This window comes from Maricaulis sp., from assembly GCF_015665295.1.
GTDB lineage: Bacteria > Pseudomonadota > Alphaproteobacteria > Caulobacterales > Maricaulaceae > Maricaulis.
Map to the genome: position 1 here is coordinate 169680 of NZ_JADFAJ010000003.1, position 17620 is coordinate 187299.

At 64.2% G+C, this 17620-nt stretch carries 12 protein-coding genes; 7 read left to right on the plus strand and 5 right to left on the minus strand.

Annotated features, from left to right (window positions below):
- The first annotated feature begins 100 nt into the window (after positions 1 to 100).
- From QZZ02_RS02290 to QZZ02_RS02305, 4 genes are all read left to right on the plus strand, one after another.
- A complete protein-coding gene (locus QZZ02_RS02290) occupies positions 101 to 1039 on the plus strand; it encodes an alpha/beta hydrolase (RefSeq protein ID WP_291841961.1) in 939 nt (312 codons plus the stop codon).
- 3 nt (positions 1040 to 1042) lie between these two features.
- Positions 1043 to 2224: an NAD(P)/FAD-dependent oxidoreductase gene (locus QZZ02_RS02295; protein WP_291841962.1), complete on the plus strand. Its 1182-nt coding sequence runs from the start codon at positions 1043 to 1045 to the stop codon at positions 2222 to 2224.
- Positions 2225 to 2368: 144 nt separating this feature from the next.
- Positions 2369 to 3442: an efflux RND transporter periplasmic adaptor subunit gene (locus tag QZZ02_RS02300; RefSeq protein WP_291841963.1), complete on the plus strand. Its 1074-nt coding sequence runs from the start codon at positions 2369 to 2371 to the stop codon at positions 3440 to 3442.
- Entirely contained in the window at positions 3439 to 6636 is a 3198-nt protein-coding gene (locus tag QZZ02_RS02305; RefSeq protein WP_291841964.1) for an efflux RND transporter permease subunit, read from the plus strand. Before QZZ02_RS02300 ends, QZZ02_RS02305 begins: the two co-directional genes overlap by 4 nt.
- Positions 6637 to 6641: 5 nt before the next feature.
- Here QZZ02_RS02305 and QZZ02_RS02310 read toward each other — a convergent pair whose 3' ends face one another.
- Positions 6642 to 7775, minus strand: coding sequence for a PQQ-dependent sugar dehydrogenase (locus tag QZZ02_RS02310; protein WP_291841965.1), 1134 nt, complete (start codon positions 7773 to 7775; stop codon positions 6642 to 6644).
- A gap of 81 nt (positions 7776 to 7856) precedes the next feature.
- On the opposite strand from QZZ02_RS02310, the gene QZZ02_RS02315 reads away from it, so the two are divergent.
- Both QZZ02_RS02315 and QZZ02_RS02320 read left to right on the plus strand, forming a co-directional pair.
- The gene (locus QZZ02_RS02315; RefSeq protein ID WP_291841966.1) at positions 7857 to 8315 is read left to right on the plus strand and encodes a hypothetical protein; all 459 of its coding nucleotides are present in this window, start codon (positions 7857 to 7859) and stop codon (positions 8313 to 8315) included.
- A gap of 106 nt (positions 8316 to 8421) precedes the next feature.
- Positions 8422 to 9630, plus strand: coding sequence for a hypothetical protein (locus tag QZZ02_RS02320; RefSeq protein ID WP_291841967.1), 1209 nt, complete (start codon positions 8422 to 8424; stop codon positions 9628 to 9630).
- A 4-nt stretch (positions 9631 to 9634) separates the two neighbouring features.
- Here the strand turns inward: QZZ02_RS02320 and QZZ02_RS02325 are convergent, their stop codons facing one another.
- Entirely contained in the window at positions 9635 to 10579 is a 945-nt protein-coding gene (locus tag QZZ02_RS02325; protein WP_291841968.1) for a hypothetical protein, read from the minus strand.
- Between the two features lie 309 nt (positions 10580 to 10888).
- On the opposite strand from QZZ02_RS02325, the gene QZZ02_RS02330 reads away from it, so the two are divergent.
- Positions 10889 to 11515, plus strand: a complete 627-nt coding sequence (locus tag QZZ02_RS02330; RefSeq protein ID WP_291841969.1) for an outer membrane beta-barrel protein — start codon at positions 10889 to 10891, stop codon at positions 11513 to 11515.
- Between the two features lie 11 nt (positions 11516 to 11526).
- Here the strand turns inward: QZZ02_RS02330 and QZZ02_RS02335 are convergent, their stop codons facing one another.
- From QZZ02_RS02335 to QZZ02_RS02345, 3 genes are all read right to left on the minus strand, one after another.
- Positions 11527 to 12234, minus strand: a complete 708-nt coding sequence (locus QZZ02_RS02335; protein ID WP_291841970.1) for a LytTR family DNA-binding domain-containing protein — start codon at positions 12232 to 12234, stop codon at positions 11527 to 11529.
- Entirely contained in the window at positions 12231 to 13901 is a 1671-nt protein-coding gene (locus QZZ02_RS02340) for a histidine kinase (RefSeq protein ID WP_291841971.1), read from the minus strand. The genes QZZ02_RS02335 and QZZ02_RS02340 overlap by 4 nt, the downstream gene beginning before the upstream one ends.
- Positions 13902 to 14002: 101 nt before the next feature.
- A complete protein-coding gene (locus QZZ02_RS02345) occupies positions 14003 to 17605 on the minus strand; it encodes a M1 family aminopeptidase (RefSeq protein ID WP_291841972.1) in 3603 nt (1200 codons plus the stop codon).
- Positions 17606 to 17620: the final 15 nt, after the last annotated feature.

Genomic DNA, 17620 nt, shown 5'->3' on the forward strand with positions numbered 1-17620 from the left:
CGCATACTCCCCGGTCGCGGGCTGTCCCGCCCGTCCTGTGACTATAGCGATGACGGCGCATGAGAAAACGCGTTAGGTTCAGGACAAAGCGGGAGGAAGCATGAGCGACGCGGCTTACAAGCAGGACCGGCTGGCCAGCCCCAGCGGTGCCGACCTGGCGATCTACACGCATGAGGCCGAGGGCACGCCGCGCGGCATCGTCCACATCAATCACGGCCTCGCCGAGCACGCCGGACGGTATGCCCGCATGGCGGCCCGGCTGGCGGCACGCGGCTATCACGTCATCGCCCACGACCATCGCGGCCATGGCAAGACCGAGGCCGCCGATGGCGGTCCGCGACGCTTCGCCGACAAGGATGGCTGGAACAAGCTGATGCAGGATGTCGCCGCGGTTCACGCCGAGGCGCGCCGACGCTGGCCCGGCCTTCCGCTGGTGATTTTCGGCCACTCCATGGGCTCGGTGATCGCCTTCAACCATATCCTTCGCGCCCCGGACAGCGTCACCGCCGCAGCGATCTGGAATGGCAATATGGCGCTGGGCGGGCTGAAGGGCGTGATGCGCCTCATACTCGCCATTGAAGCCCTGTTCGGGGGCGGCGCCCTGGCGACCAGCCACATGCTCGACAATCTCACTTTCAAGGCCTGGAACAAGCGCTTTCCGGAGAGGCGCAGCGATGCCGACTGGCTGTCGCGCGATACCGACGAGGTCGACGCCTATGTCAACGACCCGCTGAGCGGCTGGCCGTCCACCGTCTCGCTGTGGCGCGACTTCCTCGACGGCGTCGCCTATGCCGAGGATGACAACAACCTCGCCGCCCTGCCCAAGGCGCTGCCGATGCACCTGATTGCCGGATCCAAGGACCCGGCGACGGAAGGCGGAAAGTCGATGCAGGCGCTGGCCAGACGCCTGAGGAAAGCCGGCCTCACGGAGGTCCGCCTGGAAGTGCTCAAGGATTTCCGCCACGAGACGATGAACGAGATTGGCCGCGACGCCCAGATCGAGGCGTTCGCCGACTGGCTCGACCAGGTCACCGGCTGAGCCATGCCCGCCCGAGATGTCGTCATCATCGGTGCCGGTGCGGCCGGCCTTATGTGCGCCATCGAGGCGGGCAAGCGCGGACGCTCGGTCACATTGATCGAGCATTCCAAGGCGCCGGCCGAGAAGATCCGCATCTCCGGCGGCGGGCGCTGCAATTTCACGAACCTGCACGCGACAGCCGAGAATTTCCTGTCGCAGAACCGGCATTTCGCCAAGTCAGCGCTCAAGCGCTACACCCAGTGGGATTTCATCGACTGGGTCAATAGCCACAATATTGCCTGGCACGAGAAGACGCTGGGCCAGCTATTCTGTGACCATTCCGCCAAGGACATCATCGCTGCCCTCTTGAAAGACCTGCGCCAGAGCGGTGGAGACTTGCGGCTGTCGACCTCAGTGACCACGGTCGAGCGCAAGGGTGAGGGCTTCAGCCTCATCCTGTCCGATGGCTCGAAACTGGACACGTCCTCCCTGGTCATCGCCTCGGGCGGCAAGTCGATCCCGAAAATGGGCGCAACCGGCTTTGGATACGAGATCGCCCGCCAGTTCGGCCTCGACCGGGTCGAGACCCGGCCCGGCCTGGTGCCGCTGACCTTCGACCCGGACACGCTGACCCGTTTCAAACCGCTCGCCGGCGTCGCCGTCGACGGGGTGGCCTGCCATGGCAAGGCCCGCTTCGAGGAGGCAATGCTGTTCACCCATCGCGGCCTGTCCGGTCCCGCCATCCTGCAAATTTCGTCCTACTGGCGCGAGGGCGACGAGATCCGGCTGCACATCCGGCCGGACCTCGACTTCTTCGCGCTTCTGCGCGCTGCGCGCCAGGAAAATGGCCGCCAGGCCGTGCAGACAGCGCTGGCCGAACACATGCCCAAACGCCTCGCCCAGATGCTGGTCGAGGAGACGGGGATCGCCGGCAATCTCGCCGACCAGTCGGACAAGAAGCTGCGCGCCTTTGCCGACCGGCTCGCCGCCTGGCCGCTGACGCCGACCGGGTCGGAGGGCTATCGAACGGCGGAAGTCACGCTGGGTGGAGTCGACACATCCGGCCTGGACAGCCGCACCCTGCAGGCCCGCAAAGTCCCCGGGCTGTTTTTCATCGGCGAAGTTGTTGACGTCACGGGTTGGCTTGGCGGATACAACTTTCAATGGGCATGGTCGTCCGGCTGGTCCGCCGGTCAGGTTGCCTGACAAAAGCGAGCAGGGGAACAGCGCGACATTTTGGTCGCGGATTTGTCCTCGCCACAAAACGGTATGGGAGGTATCTCTGAGGGGTAAACGGCGTTCGCCGGACCGGCACTGCGTCGTCCGATACCCGACGAGATGAATTAGACCATGAAATTGAATACCTCCTACCTGTCCGCGATCGGCATTTTCGTCGCGGTGGTCCTGCTTTTCACCGTCGGCACGGTATTCCGCAGCGATGCGGGCACCCAGCCTTCCCCGCCCGCCGGCGAGCACCCGCTGTTTGAGGTCGTCACCCGCACGGTCACCGCCGCGCCGCGGCCGGCCGAGCTGCGCCTGCGCGGCCGCACCGAGGCAATTCGCGCCGTCACCGTCCGCGCCGAAACCGGCGGCCGTGTTGTCGAGGCACCAATCCTGGAAGGCAGCCCGGTTTCGGCCGGCGATGTCGTCTGCCGTCTCGATGTCGATGCACGCGCCGCAGCCGTGGACCAGGCCGAGGCTGATCTGCGTTCGCGCCAGCTGGAGTACGACGCCGCCGCAGAATTGCTGGCGCGCGGCCATCGCTCGGCCAACAGCGTGGCTGCCCTGGAAGCCGCCCGCGACGGCGCACGTGCGCAACTCCGCGCCGCCCGCGAGGAATTGGCCAATATCGAATTGCGCGTCCCCTTCGACGGATATTTTGACGGGCGCGATGCCGAAATCGGCGACTTCCTGCGCACCGGTGACCCTTGCGGCACCGTGCTGCAACTCGACCCGATCCTGATCGTCGCGGAAGTGGCCGAACGCGATGTCTCCGACCTGCAGCCCGGCATGCCGGGAGCCGCGCGCCTGCTCAGCGGGCAAACCGTCGACGGCACGATCCGCTTTGTCGAGCGCCGCGCCAATCCGGCAACCCGAACCTTCCGTGTCGAGCTGGAAGTGCCCAATCCCGACGGCGAGATCCGCTCCGGCGTGACCGCCGAGATCCGGCTCGACCTGACCCCCGAGCCCGCCCATCGCGTCCCGGCCTCCATTCTCGCCCTCGATTCCAGCGGCGAGCTGGGCGTGCGGATTATCGAGGGGGACAACACGGTCCGTTTCCTGCCGATCGAGCTGTTGAGCGATGATGGCGAGCAGGTCTGGATCAGCGGCCTGCCGGAAGTCGCGGAAATCATCGTGCTGGGCCAGGACTTCGTCTCGGACGGCACGCATGTCCAGGTCCGTCGGGAGGGAGCAAGCCGGTGACCGGCATTGTCGACTTCGCAATTGGCCGGGCCCGCATGATCCTGGCGATCTTCGTCTGCGCCCTGCTGGCCGGACTGATCGCCTTTGTCACCCTGCCCCGCGAGGCCGACCCGGACATCCCCTTTCCCTTCGTGATCGTGGTCGTGCCGCTGGACGGGATTTCCCCGGAGGATGCCGAACGCCTGATCGTGCGTCCGACCGAGACCGAGATGCGCGCCATCGAGGGGCTGGAAGAGCTCAATGGCACAGCCAGCCTCGGCGCCGGAACGCTGGTCGCCGAATTCGACGTGCCCTTCGATGCCGACCAGTCGGTGCTGGACGTCCGCGAAGCGGTCGACATGGCGCGCCGCGAATATCCCGAAGATGTCCGCGAGCCGGTCATCCAGGAGTTCAACTCCGCCCTCGCGCCGACCATTGCCGTGCAGATCTATGGCGAAGCCCCGGAACGGGCGCTCTATCGCACGGCCCGCGCCCTCGAGGACGAGCTGGAAGCCCTGCCACAAATCCTCCAGGTCGACATTCAGGGCCTGCGCGAGGAAGTCCTGGAAATCGTGATCGATCCGGCCCGGCTGGAAACCTATGGCGTCACCTATGCCCAGCTGTTCAATGCCGTCCAGTCGAACAACCGGCTGATCGCCGCCGGCTCGCTGGACAGCGGCGAAGCGCGTTTTCAGGTCAAGGTTCCGGGCCTCTTCGAGGAGGCCGACGACGCGCTCAACCTGCCGCTGACCCGCTCCGGCGATACGGTCGTCACCCTGCAGGACGTCGCCATCGTGCGCCGGACCTTCAAGGATGCCGACAGTTTCGCCCGCTATAACGGCGCCCCGGCCTATACGCTGCAGGTTGTCCGCCGCTCCGGGGAGAACATCATGGAGACGGCCGCCGCTGTGCGCGCGCTGACCAATGAGATCGCCGAAAGCTGGCCGGAAACCATCCGCCACGATTTCTCGCTCGACCTGTCGACCTATGTCCGCGACAGCCTGCAGAGCCTGACCTCCTCGATCATGCTCGCCATTATTCTGGTGCTGATCATCGTGGTCGCCGCGCTCGGCCTGCGCTCGGCGCTGCTGGTCGGCATCGCCATACCGTCAAGCTTCCTGTTCTCCTTCCTCCTGCTCGACCTGTACGGGCTGACCGTCAATTTCATGGTCATGTTCGCCATGGTCCTTGCCGTCGGCCTGCTGGTCGATGGCGCCATCGTTGTGGTCGAATATGCCGACCGCAAGCTGGCCGAGGGCGAGACCCGCAAACAAGCCTATGCCAGCGCCGGCAAGCGCATGTTCTGGCCGATCGTCTCCTCGACCGCGACCACGCTGGCGGCCTTCGTGCCCTTCCTGTTCTGGAACTCAATTCCCGGCCAGTACATGGCCTTCCTGCCCCTGACCCTGATCTTCGTGCTGAGCTCGGCCCTGGTGATGGCACTGATCTTCCTGCCGACGCTCGGGTCGGTCTTCGGGCGCAAGGGCGGGGTTGTCGACGCCAGCAGCGCCGTCGCCCATCTCAATGCCGAGGAAGACAGCGACCCGACCGACCTGCCAGGCCTGACCGGTGTCTATGCCCGCACGATCGCGGCGCTGGTCAAACGACCGCTCGCCGTCGCGCTCGGCGCCCTGGCGGTTGTCATTGGCGTGGTCGTGAGTTTTGGCGCCACCGCGTCGAACATGCGGACCGAGTTCTTCCTCGATGCCGAACCCGAACAGCTCTATGTCTTCGTCCGCGCGCGCGGCAACCTGTCGCCGGCGGAACAGTATCAGCTGGCCCTTGAAGCCGAGCTGAGGCTGGCCGGGATCGAGGGGATCAAGGGCTATTACACCGTTGCCGGCACACCGCCCGGGCGGTCGCCCTTCGACGGGGTGGGTGCCGCTCCGGCAGACAGCGTGGCCCGGATTTTCGTGGAGTTCGAACCCTTCGGCCAGCGTCCCAACGGCCGTCTGATCGAGCGCCAGATCCGCGAAGCGATGACCGGAATTCCCGGTGTCATCATCGAGATCCGCCCCTTCCAGCAAGGCCCGCCGGTCGGCAAGGACATCCAGATCGAACTGCGCTCGAATGATGCCGGCGCGCTCGAACTCTCGACCCGGCTGGTCCGCGGATACCTCGACCAGATGGAAGGCGTGACCGATATCGACGATACGCTGCCGCTGCCGGGCGTGGAATGGCGGCTTGATGTCGACCGCGAGGAAGCCGGTCGCTATGGCGCCGATGTGACCCAGCTGGGCGCCGCCGTGCAGCTGGTCACCACCGGCACGCTGGTCGGACGCTATCGCCCCGACGATGCCGACGAGGAGGTTGATATCCGGGTCCGCTTCCCGGCCGCGGATCGTGATATCTCCCGGCTCGATGATCTGCGCGTGAATACCCAGACCGGTGCGGTTCCGATCTCGAACTTCGTGACCCGCGAAGCTCGCCAGCGCGTCGACTCGATCTCGCGCCGCGACGGCAAGCGCGTGCTGATCGTGCGTGCCAATGCTGATGAGGGCTATGCCGGCAACTTGCTGCTGACCGAGCTGCGCGGCTGGATCAATGACCGTATCGCCGACGGGACCATCCCCACTTCGGTGGAGGTCAATTATCTCGGCGCGGACGAGGAAAATGCCGAGGCCGGCGCCTTCTTCGGCAGCGCCATGCTCGCCTCGCTCTTCATGATGGCGGTGATCCTTCTGTGGCAGTTCAACAATTTCTGGCACGTTGTGCTGACCCTGCAGGCCGTCATCCTTTCTGTCGTCGGCGTGCTGCTCGGCGTGATGCTGACCTTCCCCTATATCTCCATCCTCTTCCTGGGGACGGGGGTGGTGACGCTGGCCGGCATTGTCGTGAACAATAACATCGTGCTGATCGACACCTTCCAGCGCCTGCGCGGGCTGGGCATGGCGGTCGATGAAGCGATTGTCCGGACGGCGGCCCAGCGCCTGCGCCCGGTCATGCTGACCACGATCACGACGATATTCGGCCTGTTGCCAATGGTGTTCCAGCTCAATGCGGACTTCGCCCACGGCACGCTGTCGATCGGCGGACCGGCCAGCGAATGGTGGGTGCAATTATCCTCGGCCGTGGTCTGGGGCCTGGGCTTCTCGACCCTGCTCACCCTGCTTCTGACGCCGGTCCTGCTGGGCGCACCGTCGCGACTGGCCCGCTTCTTCGGCTTTGCCCGCAAGGATGACATGACACCCGGCGAAACCGCCGCGGCCGAGTAGAAACCCTATCGCGCGACGCGGACCAGCCGGCCCTCGGCCTCGTCGGTCAGCAGCCAGATCGCCCCGTCCGGCGCGACCCGGACGTCACGGATGCGCGCCTCGAGTTCGCCGAACAGGATGTCCTCGCCAACCACATCCCCGTCTTCCAGATCAACGCGCCGGACATGGCCGGACGGCGTATCGGCATCGCCGGCGATCAGGGCGGCCACAAGGAGGTCGCCTTCCCATTCGGGAAACATGTCACCGCGATAGAGCGCCATGCCTGCCGGTGCGATTGACGGAACCCAGGCATGGATCGGTTCGCGCATGCCATCATAGGTCTCGAACGGGGTCACCAGGGCGCCGGTATAATCAATGCCCCGGCTGACGATCGGCCACCCGTAATTGGCCCCCGCCTCGAGAATATTGATCTCGTCGCCGCCGCGCGGGCCGTGCTCGTTGGAATAGAGCGTACCGGTCCGGGCATCATAGAGCACAGCCTGCGGATTGCGGTGTCCGATGGAAAAGACGCCCGGCGCAGCGCCCTCGAAGGGCGAGTCCATCGGCCTGCCGTCCAGCGTCAGCCGGACGAAACTGCCCAGATGGGTGGCCGGATTCTGGGCCTGTTCGCGAAAGTCGAACCCGTCGCCAATTCCGAGCACGAGCGTGTCCGGGATCGGGGCATGGCTGCCCGGCCGGTGATCGGTGATATCCCCCGGCAGGAAGGCGATCCGGCCGCCATAATGGACATTGCTGCTGCGCTGCGGTGTGGCTTCGAACAGAATCTCGAACCCGGCCAGACCCTGTCCTTCAAGACGGCCCCGACCCAGATAGAGCGTGTTGTCGTCAGGCGAGCCGGCCGACCAGGTGAGATAGACCTCGCTGTCATTCTCGAAGTATGGCGAGAGCGCCACGTCCAGCAGGCCGCCCTGACCGGACCACAAGACGTCGGGCACCCCGCTGACAGGATCGGAGACCATGCCCTCCGGCGTCACGATGCGCAGGCGCCCCGGCTTTTCGGTGACCAGCATCCGCCCATCAGGCAGGAAGGCCAGGCTCCAGGGGTATTCCAGACCTTCGACCACGGTTTCCCGCGTCTGCGCCGGTACCGGTGCTGCCAGAAGGCTCATCATTATCAGACTGGCCAGAACTGCCCGCATCGCCTCACTCCCGAATTGTCGTGTCGAATGCCAGACTATAGGCTCGCGGCCGGGCTGTAGAGTGGCGGAGAGGCCGATATCATGAACTGGCTGCGCACGGGGGCAAGCTATCTGGCGGCGGTGGTGGTCGGCACGGTCCTGGTCAGCCTCGCCAATACGCATGTCGACCTGCAGGCCCTGGTCCGGATCGGCGCAGAGATACCGCTACCCGTCCGCATGGATGCCATCACCCGCGATCTGGTCAGCTTCGGGCCCACACTCGGCGCATTGAGTGCGATCGGTTTTGCCATCGCATTTCCGGTGGCCGGGCTGATTGCAGCCTGGCTCGGCCCGGCCTGGCGACTGTTTGGCTTCACCCTCGCCGGCGCCGTCGCCATCATCGTGATGATCTCCACCATCACGCTCTATTACCGCGCCGTTCTGAACTCGCTCATCACGCCGGTTGCTGCCAGCCGCGAGCTGTCCGGCTTGCTGACCCTGTCCGCGGGAGGGGCGCTGGCCGGCCTGCTGTTCGCCGCGCTCAAGCCGGCGGCGCGTTAACCGCAGTGCCCGGCATTCAATTCAATTGAATTTCGAATACCGGCACAGGCGCAGACCGAACCTTAAAACAGCCTCTCTAGCCTGCGTTTTGGGAAGAGAGGTGCCAATGACACGAATCCGCGAAACGGTCCGGTCTGACCTGCGAAACATCGTCAAGGGCGGCGCGACTTCGCGCATTCTCGACCTGCATTCAATCGCCAATCGCCATGGCGAATTCGATGCCCATGCCGACAATCCCTTCTTCCTGCATTCCCGGCTCAACCGCTGTTTTATCGTCAAGCACACGGTGCGCGCCCATGAGCGTCCCTATGTGATGTCGAACCAGCCGGTCGTGACCAAGGTCCTGGTCCCGCTTGCCCACACCGATCTGGCACTGGGCGGGCACGCCGTCTTCGTCGAGGAGATCGGCTTTGCCGGCAAGATGCGCACACTCTTCGAGCGCAAGGATGAACCGCATCTTCTGGATCTCGACCTCATCCGCCTGCGCGAACTGGCAGCCCTGCCCTCCTTCGACCCTTTCCTGCTCGCCGAGCGATTCCGCGACCATGTCCGCCCGATCGATGAATGCTATTTCAATATCACCGACGCCGAGGTCGAACGCATGGAGCAATCCGTCGCCAAGCAGATTGTCTCGGTCGTCGCCCTCGCGTTCGGCGAGAAGGATGGCGGCCGCGATGATGAGCGCGCCATGCGTTTCACGCGCCAGCTCCTGTCCGGCGATCTCGACGGCCGCATGCAGGCCTTGCGCAAATCGCTCGACATGACCGAGATCGAGTTCAAGGCCGGCATTTTCGGGTGGAAGGGCATTCTCTATTATCGCTGGTGCATGAGCGAGGCGCTGGGCGCGCTGAAATCCTTCATCACCCAGCTCAAGGCGGTGAGCATCGTCGGCGCCTCGGATCATGAGTATAACGAACTGCAGCATATGCGCCGCTCGATCATCGAGGAAACGCGGCATCGCTGGAAAAACCTGACCTCGGTGATGGACGAGTACGAGCTCGTCTTCGGCCGTTTCTGTCGTGGCGAGGACGTCCACGGCTTCCGCAACTTCCTGATGAAGGCGCCGAACCTGTTCTATGATGTCGGCAGCGACCTGTCCGTTGTCAGCCACGTGCCGGGATACTGGAGCTATTGGGCCAGGCAGAACGCCAAGGGCTTCCTCCAGGCCCGCGAGGCCATGATGCTGTTCTCCGATTTCATCGCCAGCGTCACCCGGGTCCCGCCGGGAACCGAAGGCCTGCACGATGACAGTCGCCGCCGCCGCATGTACTCGCCGATCCCGCACCCGGTCGTGCAGGCGATCAGCGCGGCCTGACCTGTCAATCCCCGGCCGGGACCCGTCGGGTCAACGTCTCGTATGGCCCGTCAGGATCACCGAAGCGGCGCCGACGCAGCTCAAACCCCTGCGGGGTGGAAGCGTCATGGTAGAGCCAGGCGTTATCGTCTGACACGGATGAGAAAAAGTGAACCTGACCGGCCTCGCCACGGGTTAACAATCGGGCGTCGGCCACGGGATGCCCGCCTTCGTCGAGCTCGAGGCCGAATATCTGGCGCGCGCCGGAGGCATCAGCCTGGGACCAGGTCAACCATCGGCCGCCGGCGCTCCATGCCAGATAGGCTTCTGCCTCCAGCGTATCCGTCAGGGCGAGCACCGCACCCGTCGAGTGATCGACACGAACGATATCCGTCTGCCCGTCCAACTCGCGGACCGCGATGAGGAAACTGCCGTCGGGCGACAGGAACGGTACCGCGAACTCGCCCTCGGGCATCGCGTCAAGCCATGGCGTTGCACCATCGCCGGGGCGGTAGATCGAGAAGCGCTGGCGAATGGGAAACCCGTACTCCTGGACATAGAGAACGCTCTGCCCGGGCTCCACCGCGGTCACGCGCCGCATGCCGGCCGGTGCGCTGTCAAACCGGCGGACCGGACCGGCTGGCCGCCCGCGCTCCAATTCGAGGAAGGCAGGCCGGATGTCCGGCATGCCCGCCCCGGCGCCGAACAGGATATATCGCCCGTCCCAGCTCCAGTGCGGTTCGATCTCCCAGACATCCGCGGTCTCTGTCAGGGCCCGCTCGTCCCCGGTTTCAACATCGATCAGGAACAGGTCCGGCGATGCGCCGTTCCGATAGGAATAATAGACCAGCCAGCGACCGCCGGGCGACACCTGCGGCGCAAAGTCGCTCTGCTGCGCCATCGCTTCGGAAAACAGGACGCTCAAACCCAAACCCGCGGCCAACAGGCCGATCCTGAAAAGATGACGCATCACAACTCCCCATGATGAATGCGAGAGCAGCATGAATGCGCCATGCGCCTCAAGCCCGACCACGCGGCGCCCATCCCGCCTTTCAGCCGGTTCATCACAAATCCGTCCGACAGCACCGCGCCGCCGGTGGCGGCGGCGGTCTTTGCGGTCGCCTTGACAGGTATCGAGCCGTTCCCGCCGTCAGCAGAGCACTTGGCGAACCACCCCCTGCCCGGCTGCCGTTTCACGCCCTAAGCCGGAGACCTGACGAGCCGGCACCGACCCGCGGTGGCTGGCCGAACATTCAAGGTCAAACACAGGATGACGACAATGAAATACGCTACCCTTATCGCTACCACAGCCGCGCTCTGCCTCAGCGCAATCAGCCATGCCCAGGACAATTATGTTGCCGGCCAGTTCGGCCTGCGCGCGGTGGAACAGACGGATTCCAGCGCCGGCGCTGTCGATATCGACAGCGAGCTGGGCAATGCCGCCTATTATTCGGTCGCCTTCGGCCGCCGCCACAACAATATGCGCTTTGAACTCGAGCTGGCGCGCCGCGGTGGCGAAATCAATAGTTTCGCGATCGGCGGCACCGGGCAGGCCGTGTCCGGCGAGGGGCTGACCGCGACCAGCCTGATGGCCAATGCCTATGTCGATTTCAATACCGAAGGCCGGGTTTCACCCTATCTCGGTGGCGGGCTGGGCCTGGCCAGGGTGACGGCCGACTATACCGGCGCGGGCGGCTCGGTTTCCGGCGACGCCTCCGCGGTCTCATTCCAGTTGATCGGCGGCGCAAGCGTCCAGGTTTCCGAGCGCATCGAATTGTTCTCGGACCTGCGATACCTGCGCGTGATGGAGACCGATCACGCCCTGACGGCCCCGCTCGGCTCGTCAGACGTATCCTTCAAGTATGACGGATACACGCTCGGGGCCGGCGTCCGCGTCTCTTTCTGACACCCGCCGACCTACTGGAAGAGCGCGCGCACCTGGCTGATGAGGGATCGGCTCACGGGCGCGCGCTCACCCGTTTTCAAGACCAGCGCATGGCGATTGCCGGGAAAGGATTCCAGCCCTTCCACGCAATCGAGCCGAACGATCCAGGATTTGTGAACCCGCATGAAACTGTCCGGCATCAGCGGCGCGATCTTGCCGATCGACTTGTCGTGCAGCTTCACCCGGCCATCGCCCAGCACCACTTCGGCATATTTGTCGGCGCCGCGCACGAGGATGACCTCGTCCAGCGAAACCCGCTCGACGCGGCGCCCGCTGCGGAAGCTGAGATAGCGCGCCTTTTCCGGTCTTGCCGCCGCCTTGCCACGATAGCGCTCGATAGCCAGGGCGATCCGCTCGGCCTCGAAGGGCTTGGTGACGAAATCCAGCACGCCGTGATCAAAGGCGCGCGCAGCCTGGTCGGCATAGGCCGAGACGATGATGGTGTGGGCGGAATGACTGGTCATCCGATCAAGCACATCAAACCCGTCCTCGCCGTGCAGATTGAGATCCAGCATGACCAGGCCGAAGGCGCCGGTCTGCAACTGCCCGACGGCTGCCTCCACGCCATCGACCCGCTCGATGCGCCCGGCGGCCTCGCCCAGCGCCGCGCGACAATGGCGCTCGACCCGGCGCGCGACGACAGGCTCGTCCTCGACGATCAGGACATTGATCCGGCTCATGCGAGCCCTCCGACGATACGGACCCGGCTGACCCAGACATCGCCCTCGGGCGCTGAACTGAATGTCCATCGGCCCGGCGCAAATTCCTCGAGCCGCGCTTCGATATAGCGTGTCCCCGAACCCGATCCTGGTCGCGCTGTGACGCGGGGACCCAGCAGCGGTGCGCGCAGACTGTAGGTGAGATCGGTGCGCTCCCTGCTGGCCGACAAGGTCAGGGTCACGCTCTGCCCCTGATAGCGATTATGGCTGATCGCATTCTCGATCAGGGTGTGGAACAGGCCCGGCGGGCATTCAGCCGCCTCATCCAGACCGCTTGTCTCCAGGGTCAGTTGCGCCTCCAGACGCAAGGCCATCATCGCCAGATGGCTGCGGCACAGGTCGAGTTCCTCGCGCAGGGTGACGCGAGGCTTGTCGATCATGCTGGCGAGGGCGCGGAACTCCTCGGAGAGCGCCCGGATGAAGTCGCGGGCTGCGGCGGCATCGGTTTCCTGCAACTCCATCGCGACGGTCAGGCTGTTCATGATGAAGTGTGGCTGGATATTGCGCTTCACCAGCGCCGCCTGGAGGCGCGAAGCGCGCAGCTCGGCCCGTCGCATATTGATCTCGCCCATCACGACATCGACGATCATGCTCACCGAGATCAGGACGACGAGCAGGGCGAGGAATATCCGCAACTGCCCGGAGAACAGCAGAATGGCGACAAGGCAGACCAGCGCCGCTCCGGCATAGACCGCAGCCTGGAGCCGCCGCCGCGGCCAGGCGGACAGGCTCATGCCAACGGCCAGGAGCGCCAGCAGGATAAAGGCCCGCTGATCCCCCTCCATCCCAACAAAGGGCAAGGGCAGGAGCGCCACCACCAGGCACATCCCGGCCAGCACAGCCCAGAACCGCGGTCGGCCCAGCCCAAGGCGGCGATGTATGATGGCGGCGGTGAGCGCGTAGATCGCCGCGCTGGCGAGGGTGAGGAGAATGGCGGCAGCGAAGCGCGGCAGCAGCGGCGTGGCAAAGGCCCGCCCGTCGGTATCGAGCAGGAATATCAAGATCGCCCCTGCGCACAGGCCAACAACCATGACCAGCTCGACCCGGCGCGTGCCCCAGATCCAGATACCGGCAGCGGTCAGCAGAAGAAAGCCGGCCAGCAAGGCGGCCGCCCCGTCCATGGCATCGCGCCGGCGATCCGCCCGCGCCAGCTCGGCAGCGTCATCGAGCCGAAAGCGCAGGAAGGCTGAGTCGCCATCGACCAGGCTGGCGCCATCCATCCGGAAGGCGAGAACATGCCGCCCCGGATCAAGCAGGCTGGCGGGCACACCGACCCGGACCAGCTCCGGCAGCGCCCTGTTGCCGGGGACGCCCGGACGACCGCTGCCGCCCAGCCTCTGCCCGTCGAGAAAGACCTCATAGGCGGCATTCGAGCGGATCGAGAGAACCGGGCGTTCCAGCCCGGGTGCATCGAGGCGGGCGCGGATCCAGAACCGGCCGTCCTGCGCGCCGGCAAAATGCGCCAGGGCCTGCCAGTCGCCCGTGTCGAGATCAGGCTGGCTCCAGCCAGGATCATCCCCGGCCCGCCAGACAACCGGCGTTTCATCCGACTGCGCTGCCGCGCCGCCGGGGGCGAGCAGGATGGGCGGGCCCAGCACTAGCAGAAGCACAAGCAGAAGACGAAGCATGACGATGTTTTGCATGGCTCCGCGTGTCCGCCAAGTCAGGCCCGAACGAAAAAGGCCGACCCTGGCGGGCCGGCCTTCTCCAGTCCGGTTATCGGACCGAATTACTCGATCGTGACCGGCATCAGATTGTCATCCGAATTGCGGTCGATGAGCTTGTTGTAGGGATCGATGCCGGCATAGCGCGGCTCTTCGTCGACGATCAGCTCGATGCGCATCGTGGTCTCATTGATGCGGTGCTTGTCCATGTAGAGCACGTGATCATTGCCCTCATAGGCGTCATCGAGATTTTCCGTGAAGACACCGATATCGATCATGTAGTCGATGGCTTCCTCGGTCTGCTCACCGGCGCCATCGGCCTCGTATTTGTGAGCCTCGATCTCCAGCACCAGATCCCAGCGACCATCCTCGCGCTCGCTCGCCGTGGCCGAGGTCACATTGAGATCAAACAGAACGATGCGCTCGAAGAAGTCATGGATCATGGCCTCATGCTCCGGACCGGCCTCCTCGCGAAGGATGCGCAGGAAATCCAGCGTCGTCGCATAGGGTTCCGACGAATAGGCCCGCTCGGCGATCAGGCGCTGCATGGCCCGGTTGACGGTCTCCTCGCCGAGATAGTCCTGCAACGCATACATGATCACCGCGCCCTTGCGGTAATGGATGTATTGCTGGTTCTCGACCCGGTAGAGCGGCTGCTCCTCGATCGCCTCGGAACCCCGACCCGACAGATAGCTGTCGAGCTCGAACTTCAGGAAGCGACGCATGTGATCCTCGCCATATTCCTGGCGCATCACCATCAGGGCCGAATACTGGGCGAAGGTCTCGATCAGCATCGTGCCGCCCTGGACGTTCGCCGACATGACCTGGTGGGCCCACCACTGGTGCGCCGCTTCGTGGGCGGTCACGTAGTAGACATAGTCAATGTCCTGCGGGTCCGAGAGGTCGGCGATGAAGCCGATCCCTTCCGAGAACGGGATCGTGTTCGGGAAGGCCTGGGCGAAAGTCGCATAGGCCGGGAATTCAAGGATGCGGTACTGGCGATACTGGTAGGGTGAGTGATGTTCGGAGAAATATCCGATCGAGTCCTCACCCGCCTCCAGCATGCGTTCGACATTCCAGGCGTGATCTGGATGGTAAAAGACCTGGTAGAGGATACCGTCCGTCTCCCGCTCCGCGACAGCATAGTCGGCCGAGAGCCAGGAGTAGAAGTTCAGGATCGGGCGATCCATGATGTATTCAAAGCAGGCACGCGCCTCGCCATTCTCACCCGTCTCTTCCCAGCTCCGCTCCAGATAGCCCGGCGCGATCGCGGTCTGACCAGCCGACGTGCAGACTTCCGAACGGAAGGTCACATAGTCGGAATTGGTGATCCCGTTCTCATACCAGTGGCTCTCATCCTCGAGCGGGAAGGCCCGCTCGATCGGCTCCATTCCCTCGCGACGGCGTTGCTGCCGGTCGGTCAGGCGCCAGTTTCCGTTGAAGCCGATGATGGGCATCGACTCGCCATTGTTGAAGAAGGTGCCGTTGTAATTGACGGTGGCCACATTCCCGGAATTGCGGAAACCGGGATTGGCCCGCTCGACCGAGAAATCGAAGCGCCGGGTCTCGCCCGGCTCGAGCGGCGTGCCGAGATCGAAGGAGTAGAGGTAGAAGCCCTCGTCCGACGAGGCCAGCTCGCCGCCTTCAACCGCCTGCGAGAGGATGGTCGTGCCCTGGCCATAGGCAATCCACAGCGTATCGATCGCCGTATCTTCCTTGTTTTCCAGAACATAATGACCGGTCGCCGTGTAGCGGCGCTCGGCCGGATAGATGTCGACGTCGTAGGCCGTCTCGACAATCGTCGGCTGCGGCACGTCCTGCAGGTGCAGATACTGACGCTCATACTCCGCCGCCAGCCCCCGGGCATCCGGCCCCGAGATGTAGGTGTTGAGGATATTGGTGTTGTAGAAGATCCAGCCGCCCGTGCCGCCGGCGCCGATGAGGGCGATGAGGGCGACGAGAGCTGTGGCGGGTGTGTAACCCGACACCAGGCGGCTGATCCGCTGCCGGATCGGGCTGAGCGCGCCGCGGCTCCACAACTGATAGGCAAAGACCATCAGCAGCAGCGACCAGAAACCCCAGTACGCCGTGAACCAGAGCGACATGCCGAGGAAATGGCCGTAGCCATTCATGTCGGAATAGGGCGCGCCGGGAGAGGCACCGAACTGATAGAGATTATGGTCGAATCCGACCTGGCCCATCACCAGCGATGCCACAAAGAAGACCAGCATGGCGGCCATGCCGAGCCAGCGATTGTTGAACACGACCTGGAAGAAGATCGCCAGGGCTGACAGCAGGACGGACGGGAGAATGAGCTCCATCACACCGCGAATGGCGTATTGGCCGATCTCCAGGACGGTATAGCCCATGGCGAGCTGGGACAGCATGCCGGCGATGACCGCGACCACGGCCAGCGACGTGATCACAACCGCCATCGAGACGAATTTCGCGGTGATGAAGACCCAGCTTTCCGTCGGCGTGGAGTCAGTGATCTCGTTGAACCCGAAGCGGCGCTCGCGCCACATCAGCTCGGCTGCATAATAGATCACGATTACGATCGGGATGATCGAATAGGCCCCGTTGATCGTGTTCATGATCACACGTGTGACCGGGAAATTGTCGGTCCCGTAAATGCCATTGGCGAAGAAGAAGCCCGGGATCGTATTGAACAGGCCCAGCGCCAGGATGATCCAGAAGGCAATGTTGAGCACAACGCCCTTCACCTCGAAGCCGACGCGGGCCGCGAATTGCTGACGCGAAGCCGAACCGCCGAGATTGGGCGTGGCCCGTGGCAGCTTGATGTCCATGATCGCATGGGTCGCGCCACCGGTCGCAACCGCCGACTTGCGCTTCGACGCGCCATTGGCATTGCCGCGGCGGAACCGGAACGTGATCAGGTTCACAACCAGCAGCGCCAGGCCAATCCCGATCCAGAGCAGGCGATTGGCCATCATGGTCCCGTCAAAGGGAACGACCTGGCTGTTCTGCTCGAACGCCGTCCAGTAACGGGTGGCCTCGCCGAAGGTGTTGAAACCGAACGGATCGATCAGGGCGAGGGTTTCGCGCAGGGCCGGTTCCTGGCCGGCGATGGCAGAGCCCACGAAATACAGCACCAGGAGACCGACAAAGCCGGCCCAGACCAGCATGGTCGAACGGGTAAAGTTTGCGACGGTGAAAAGGATGGTCCCGACCACCCACATATTCACCAGTCCAAACGCCAGATAGACATAGACATACCAGTCCAGCCGCGTCGGGCCGATCAATTCCTGGTCAAGCCAGGGCATGACCGAGCCGAGCAGGAAGGCCAGCGGAACGCTGGCAAAGCACAGGGCGGTGGCCAGGAAACCACCGATGAAGCGGCCGAGGACAAAGTCCATTTCCTTGATCGGGCGCGAGAAGAAGAGCTCTTCGGTCTTGAAGCTCCGGTCCCGGATTACCCCGGAGGACAGGAAGGCCACCGGGATCAGTCCGCCAAACAATGAAAAGATCAGGACGTTGACCGTCAGCGCGTTGGGCGAGTTGATATTGGTCGCACCGCCGCCACCGACCTGGATCTGATCAATGGTGACCCCGCCGAAGACGAGGAGGAAGAAGATCGCGAAAACCGCGATGAAAACGGGGGAGAAAAGCTGGTAGCGAATCTCGAACCCGGCGATCTTGGAGAGCATGATGTGCTCCTTTCA

Coding starts and splice junctions, on each gene's coding strand:
- QZZ02_RS02290 (WP_291841961.1), top strand. CDS start 101: ATGAGCGACGCGGCTTACAAGCAGGACCGGCTGGCCAGCCCCAGCGGT.
- QZZ02_RS02295 (WP_291841962.1), top strand. CDS start 1,043: ATGCCCGCCCGAGATGTCGTCATCATCGGTGCCGGTGCGGCCGGCCTT.
- QZZ02_RS02300 (WP_291841963.1), top strand. CDS start 2,369: ATGAAATTGAATACCTCCTACCTGTCCGCGATCGGCATTTTCGTCGCG.
- QZZ02_RS02310 (WP_291841965.1), bottom strand. CDS start 7,775: ATGCGGGCAGTTCTGGCCAGTCTGATAATGATGAGCCTTCTGGCAGCA.
- QZZ02_RS02315 (WP_291841966.1), top strand. CDS start 7,857: ATGAACTGGCTGCGCACGGGGGCAAGCTATCTGGCGGCGGTGGTGGTC.
- QZZ02_RS02320 (WP_291841967.1), top strand. CDS start 8,422: ATGACACGAATCCGCGAAACGGTCCGGTCTGACCTGCGAAACATCGTC.
- QZZ02_RS02325 (WP_291841968.1), bottom strand. CDS start 10,579: ATGCGTCATCTTTTCAGGATCGGCCTGTTGGCCGCGGGTTTGGGTTTG.
- QZZ02_RS02330 (WP_291841969.1), top strand. CDS start 10,889: ATGAAATACGCTACCCTTATCGCTACCACAGCCGCGCTCTGCCTCAGC.
- QZZ02_RS02335 (WP_291841970.1), bottom strand. CDS start 12,234: ATGAGCCGGATCAATGTCCTGATCGTCGAGGACGAGCCTGTCGTCGCG.
- QZZ02_RS02340 (WP_291841971.1), bottom strand. CDS start 13,901: ATGCTTCGTCTTCTGCTTGTGCTTCTGCTAGTGCTGGGCCCGCCCATC.
- QZZ02_RS02345 (WP_291841972.1), bottom strand. CDS start 17,605: ATGCTCTCCAAGATCGCCGGGTTCGAGATTCGCTACCAGCTTTTCTCC.